The following is a 6,235-nucleotide window of genomic DNA, read 5'->3' on the forward strand; positions in this document are numbered from 1 at the left end:
AGTAAAATGTCAGAATCTACCTTGAATTTATCAAATCCAGATTTGTTAAAACAACAGTGTTTAGTCAAAGATGGCTGGCATACTGCGAGCAGTGGTGAGACTTTAGAGGTAAGAAATCCCTTTAATGGTGAGCTCATTGGTACAGTACCAAGTTTGACGACAGACGATGTCAACGATGCAGTTGCTGCTTCTCACAAGGCCCAGATTGCTTGGGCTGAAAAAACTGCACAGGAGCGTGCTGACTTACTACTAAAATGGGCAGAACTGATCGATGCCAACAAAGAAGATCTGGCTATTATCATGACTGCTGAACAAGGTAAACCATTGAGCGAAGCGCGTGGTGAAATTGATTATGCCAACAGCTTTATTCGTTGGTTTAGCGAGGAGGGTAAGCGCGTCTATGGTGATGTGATACCGGCCAATAAATCACAATTGCGTCACGTTATTCTAAAACAGCCAGTGGGCGTTTGCGCCGCTATCACGCCTTGGAACTTTCCGTCAGCGATGATTACACGTAAAGCAGCGCCCGCTCTAGCAGCAGGTTGTACGATGATCATCAAGCCTGCAACCGCAACACCTTTTTCTGCATTAGCACTCGGTGTATTAGCTGAGCAAGCGGGAATTCCAGCAGGCGTTATCCAAGTTGTCACGGGCAAGTCATCGACCATCGGCGATATTTTGACTGGCGATGCGCGGATTAAAAAATTATCGTTTACCGGCTCTACTGCAGTGGGTCGTACATTGATGGCCCAATGTGCTCCAACCATCAAAAAGCTGTCACTAGAGCTGGGCGGTAATGCACCATTCATCGTCTTTGATGACGCTGACCTTGAAAAGGCTGCTGCTGGATTAATCGCTTCTAAATATCGTAATGCTGGCCAAACCTGTGTCTGTGCTAACCGTATTTATGTACAAGACAGTATCAAAGACAAATTTTTGGATGTGTTTGTCAAAAAAGTCGCTGAATTAAAGGTTGGCAATGGCATGAAGGAGGGTGTTGATATAGGGCCTTTGATTGATGAAAAAGCCCTAGAAAAGGTGCAAGGATTGCTCAAAGATGCTTTAGACAAAGGGGCAACGCTCGTTACTGGTGGTAGTAGTAACGACGCTTCAGAACTGACTTACAATCCAACGGTTATTACAGATATCAGCTCCGAAATGGATATCGCTTCTGAAGAGATATTTGGACCTATCGCTAGCATCTTTACCTTTACAGAGGAAGAAGAGGTCATTCGTCGGGCCAATGATACTATTTATGGTTTGGCGGCTTACTTCTATAGTGGTGACTATGCACGATCATGGCGTGTCAGTGAAGGGCTCGAGTACGGTATTATCGGTCACAATACGGGTCTGATATCTTCTGAAGTTGCACCTTTTGGTGGTGTTAAGCAGTCTGGTTTTGGTCGTGAGGGTTCAAAATACGGTATAGAAGAATATGTCGTCACCAAATACTGGTGCTCTGACGTCAGCTAAGCCGTGTGACTTGAGTCTCGTTGCTTAAGTTATATCATTTAAGAATTGTCGCTTAAGAGCTGTCACTTAAGAACCATTACTTAAGAACTGTCACTTTTCGTCATGATTGGTATCAGTATCTGATGAAGCCACTTTATCTGAAGTGGCTTTTTTTGTGGTGATACTTTTCATGAAGCCATTGGCTTTGGGTTTTCCTTTGACGAGTTTGGCTTTGGTTTTTTTATCAATGGGGTCGATTTTTACATACGTGGACTCAGGGATCGACCTAGCAGCATTTTTGAGGCTCTTTTTAATACGTTTGACAGCCGCAGCGTCGATAGCGGCTTGTTCTGCTGCGAGCGTGTCTTCGTATAATTCTTGATAGACGGCTAGTGTGGCCTCGATCATTTCTCTCATGGTGAATTTGGTGGTCATTTCAGGGCGTGTGACGCTTTCAAGCTGGTTTCTGACCGACTTACAAAGTGCATTGGCATTGTATTTTTTGACCAGCCCTTGTGGGTAGAGAGGGTGTAAAATTTCACTAAAAGCGGCTTGATCCCAACCGATAACGGGTGTTCCTAAATGAATCGCTTGCAAGGCGTTGATGCCGATAGATTCAGGTTCGTTAGCCAGCGCTAATACGATATTGGCCGCTGATAGCCATTCACGCATATCGTTACGTTTGCTACCGACGTAGGTGATGCGTTTGGCCAAATCTAAGGTGTTGGTGCGTTGAATAAAGTCCTCGTGGGTCACATCACCTTCTCTATGGTCGTCGTCCATCACGATGACGTGAATATTTGGAAATTGTTCTTGCAAATTACCCAAAATATCAATGATCCACTCTTGACCATATTGGTTACCAATAATAGTAGGGAATATCAGCCATTTTTTATGTTCAAGCTCAGGATATTCAGCAAAGGTATGCCGTAGCCAATAAACTGAGGGGTTATGCCGATATGGGTAGCGCCGCGTATCAACACCACGGTAGATACGCTTTATAACTTTTGGGTCTACATCTTCACGGCGCAATCTCTTTTTTAGATAGTCAGTGACACTGTCTGATACTGTGATAATAGTATCGACATCGAGCAGGGCTTGTGAGTACTTGTTGACAGGATAAAAGCCGTACATGGTCGCTACTAGTTTTGGCGTTCGTTTGAGACGTGCACGATTCAGTGCTAAATGGAGTATCCATGCAGGTGTGCGCGAATGTACATGGATAACATCAGGGTCGTATTTTTCAATCAAGCGACGCAGTTCCGTCACACGTAGCAATGAAAGCCAAGATTTTTTATTCATTTGCAACTGATGATAGTGATTGCCATCACGTTTTAGGCGTTTGACCAAATCGTGGTCTTCATCAGCACTAGAGATTATGATAGAGGTATGATCATTCTTGACCAATGTGCGCCCAAGATGAAAAATCCCGCGCTCGGATTCATCATGCTTCAAAGACGATAGTAAGCGCATAACTTTCATAATAGCGTGGTTCACCAGTTAATATTGTCAAGTTGCTATTGTCAGTTAAAAGCGCTCAAAACTCAACCACGAAGATATAAGTTGCCCTCGAAAAATTACACGAGACATCACGCGAAAAATCATGCGAAACATCACGTAAAAAATCATCATCGACGCTTTTGCAGGTGCTCGGCATTTGGAAGTACTTGCTTTTCACTCAAATATTTCCAATAGCGCTGTGGTAAATACTGCTTGTGCAAACGTGGGTTCTTACGTTCTTTAATATTGACGTTGGTAAAGTAGCCTTGCCAAAAACGCTGATAGCGAGCTTCATCTTTGCTATGGATACTAGTGGGGTCACGCAGCACCGCGTCATCAAGGTCGGTAATTGTTTGTAGAGCAGCAGGATGTGAAGTAGTGCTTTGGCTCTTGTCATAAAAGATACCATAGCCGCGCACCAGATCGTATATTGCCCAATGTTGATCTTGATAGCGCTGGCGGAAATGCTCACCAATCAAAGGCAATACATTAAAATCAGGCTCGACGCGAGCAAAGTAAATATCGTCGGTGGTATGTTCAAAACGTACAAAAGCCTCCATTCGGTGCTTTTCACGCCCGACCGACTTTACTGTCTGCACCAAATCCAGTACCGATAAATTTCCTAAGTCTTGCATGATAGGACGATCAGGGTAATCAATGGCATATTTGACCACCTGAAATAAAGTAGTACCGATATGGTCTTTTTCAGACAAGAATCCCCAGAGCAGATTGCGCATACCTGAGCGCTTTAATAGCTTATTCAGTTTTACTAGGACACGCTCGGCTTTATCTTCGTCAGTTTCTACATGAGTGGCTTGTGAGAGTAATGAAGGGGTATAACAGTTCTGAGCGGTCAGCTGCAATGATTTGTCGTTTTGTAATTTATTGGCATACACGTAAAATACAGCACTCAGCCAACCTTCAAAAATAGGCTCGTATAAGAGCACAGCACTGGATAGAGTTTGATTGATAGGATAAGTGCTGTTTTGTGCAGGTAATGACATCTCACTTCTCCCTAAAGCAGTGCCAATTGCCCACTTCGTTGATCTTTGTATTTTGTTTGGGTTTGCGCCAGTACGTATTGTCTGAAGTTATCACGAGTTAAATGCGCAAGGTGTTCATTTTTTCCTGTGGTAGCGATAAAGAACTTAGCACGGTTGACAGCAGCGCCCATCTTTTTTAAATGATACAGCGTTAACTGATTAAACTTCCGCGCTTTTATTATTTTTTTAGCCGTTTTGGTGCCGATGCCTGGTATACGAACAATCATCTCGTAAGTCGCTGTTTGAATGTTGATCGGGAAGTGCTCGCGATGACGAATCGCCCAAGCCAGTTTAGGGTCACAATCTAAATCTAGAAATGGTGACTCAGGCTCGACGATTTCGTGAGCACCAAAGCCGTAAAAACGCATCAGCCAATCAGCTTGATAGAGGCGGTTTTCACGTACCATCGGTACAGGTGTTCCAATCGCTGGCAGGCGATTATCGGATAGCATCGGCACATAACCTGAGTAATAAACGCGCTTGAGATCATACTGCTTATAGAAATGGCTCGATAGCTGGATGACCTGTAAGTCGGTCTCGTTGCTAGCGCCAACGATCATTTGACTGGTTTGACCTGCTGGCGTGAACTTTGGTGCTTTCTTGTGGGTTTTACGACTTTCACGGATAGTGATGATTTCTTCTTTTACCGTCTCCATCGGTGTTTTAAGCTCATCATGGGATTTTTCTGGTGCGAGCAACGCCAGACCAGACTTGGTCGGAATTTCGATATTAACACTCAAGCGATCTGCATATAGACCCGCTTCTAGCAATAGCTCTTTGGAGGCACCAGGAATGGTTTTCAGATGAATATAGCCGTTAAATCGTTCACGTGTACGCAATATTTTGGCAACGTCGACCAGTCGCTCCATCGTATAATCGCCACTTTTAAAAATACCTGAGCTCAGAAACAAGCCTTCGATATAATTTCGGCGGTAAAACTGCATGGTCAAGTCAACAACTTCTTCGACCGTAAACGCAGCTCGCGGGGTATCGTGGCTTCTACGAGATGTGCAGTAGGCACAGTCATAAATGCAGTGATTGGTCAGCAGGATTTTGAGCAGGCTTACGCAGCGACCATCTTCGGTATAGCTGTGGCAAATGCCTGACGTTGAGGCATCCCCAAGTCCGCCACCTTGATTTTTACGAGTGCCAGCAGACGACGAGCAAGAGACATCATACTTTGCAGCGTCCGCTAAGATATTGAGCTTACCTTGCAGTCGCTCATAATTGATGTTTGCCATAAGAGGTTACCAATGGTTTCATTGGTACCTATTTTAGCAAAAATAACGCTAAGCCTTTGTAATTATAGAAGAAATCATAAAACCATACGACAAATAGTGTCGCTTAGTCACTGGCTGCTCTCGTGCTCGGTATATTTAGCAGAAGCGTTTGTCAAATCGGGTGCAACAGATAAAGTTACACTATTATGGTGGCAGATATACAAATAGTGGCAGCTATAAAAAAACCCCGTTATCTAGATAACGAGGGTTTTTCAGTTGGTTAATAGTCGGTGGTATTAGTCGTAGATAACTTTCATAAGCTCATACTCGACCAAACCTTTTGGCGTTTCGATACGAACTTCATCACCTTCAAACTTACCAATCAGACCACGCGCGATAGGCGAGTTGACAGAGATTTTTCCAGCTTTGAAGTCAGCTTCGTCATCACCAACGATTTTGTACTGTTTCTCTTCTTCGGTATCCATATTTTCGATAACCACGCTCACACCGAAAACCACGCGACCTTCTTGAGGTAGCGTCGCTGGATCGATTACTTGGGCTGCGCCGAGTTTGGCTTCGATATCACGGATACGCGCTTCACAAAAGCCCTGTTGCTCACGAGCAGCATGGTATTCAGCATTTTCTTTTAGATCGCCGTGCTCACGTGCTTCGGCGATAGCGGCTGTGATGCGAGGGCGGTCGACACTTTTTAGCTGCTTTAATTCAGTTTCAAGCGCTTCGTGTCCTTGGGGAGTCATTGGATATCGTTGCATGTTTTTTCCTTAAACCAATAACACCACACCACCTCATGATGAGATGGTGCCAGTGTTGTTGCAATGGGTTTTAAATGTAAAGAATAATGTTAAGAGGGCTTAATAGCTCACCTGTTGAAGGCTTTTAATATCAAGCTGATATGCATTTAATCTTATATAATAAAAAGCATAGTCGCAGGTTAGCCACTATGCTTTTGGGGTCTGTCTTTTATAAAGGTATTGTTTTTTAACGCATTACTAACTTGTA

Annotated in this window: 5 protein-coding genes; 1 reads left to right on the forward strand and 4 read right to left on the reverse strand. The window is 43.9% G+C overall.

Going from position 1 to position 6,235, the window contains the following annotated elements; genetic code table 11:
- The first annotated feature begins 6 nt into the window (after positions 1-6).
- Complete coding sequence (locus L0J61_RS08295; protein WP_301465983.1) at positions 7-1,473, forward strand: NAD-dependent succinate-semialdehyde dehydrogenase; 1,467 nt, start codon at positions 7-9, stop codon at positions 1,471-1,473.
- A 90-nt stretch (positions 1,474-1,563) separates the two neighbouring features.
- On the opposite strand, the gene L0J61_RS08300 is transcribed toward L0J61_RS08295, so the two are convergent.
- The 4 genes from L0J61_RS08300 to greA all read right to left on the reverse strand — a co-directional run bounded on the left by L0J61_RS08300 (position 1,564) and on the right by greA (position 5,988).
- Positions 1,564-2,934, reverse strand: a complete 1,371-nt coding sequence (locus L0J61_RS08300; RefSeq protein WP_301465979.1) for a glycosyltransferase — start codon at positions 2,932-2,934, stop codon at positions 1,564-1,566.
- A 146-nt stretch (positions 2,935-3,080) separates the two neighbouring features.
- A complete protein-coding gene (locus tag L0J61_RS08305) occupies positions 3,081-3,956 on the reverse strand; it encodes a TIGR03915 family putative DNA repair protein (protein ID WP_301465980.1) in 876 nt (291 codons plus the stop codon).
- Between the two features lie 11 nt (positions 3,957-3,967).
- Positions 3,968-5,236 carry a putative DNA modification/repair radical SAM protein gene (locus L0J61_RS08310; RefSeq protein WP_301465981.1) on the reverse strand — a complete coding sequence of 423 codons (1,269 nt, stop codon included), beginning with the start codon at positions 5,234-5,236 and terminating at the stop codon, positions 3,968-3,970.
- Positions 5,237-5,511: 275 nt separating this feature from the next.
- Entirely contained in the window at positions 5,512-5,988 is a 477-nt protein-coding gene (gene greA, locus L0J61_RS08315) for a transcription elongation factor GreA (RefSeq protein WP_301465982.1), read from the reverse strand.
- Positions 5,989-6,235 lie beyond the last annotated feature (247 nt).

The organism is Psychrobacter sp., assembly GCF_030457785.1.
GTDB lineage: Bacteria > Pseudomonadota > Gammaproteobacteria > Pseudomonadales > Moraxellaceae > Psychrobacter.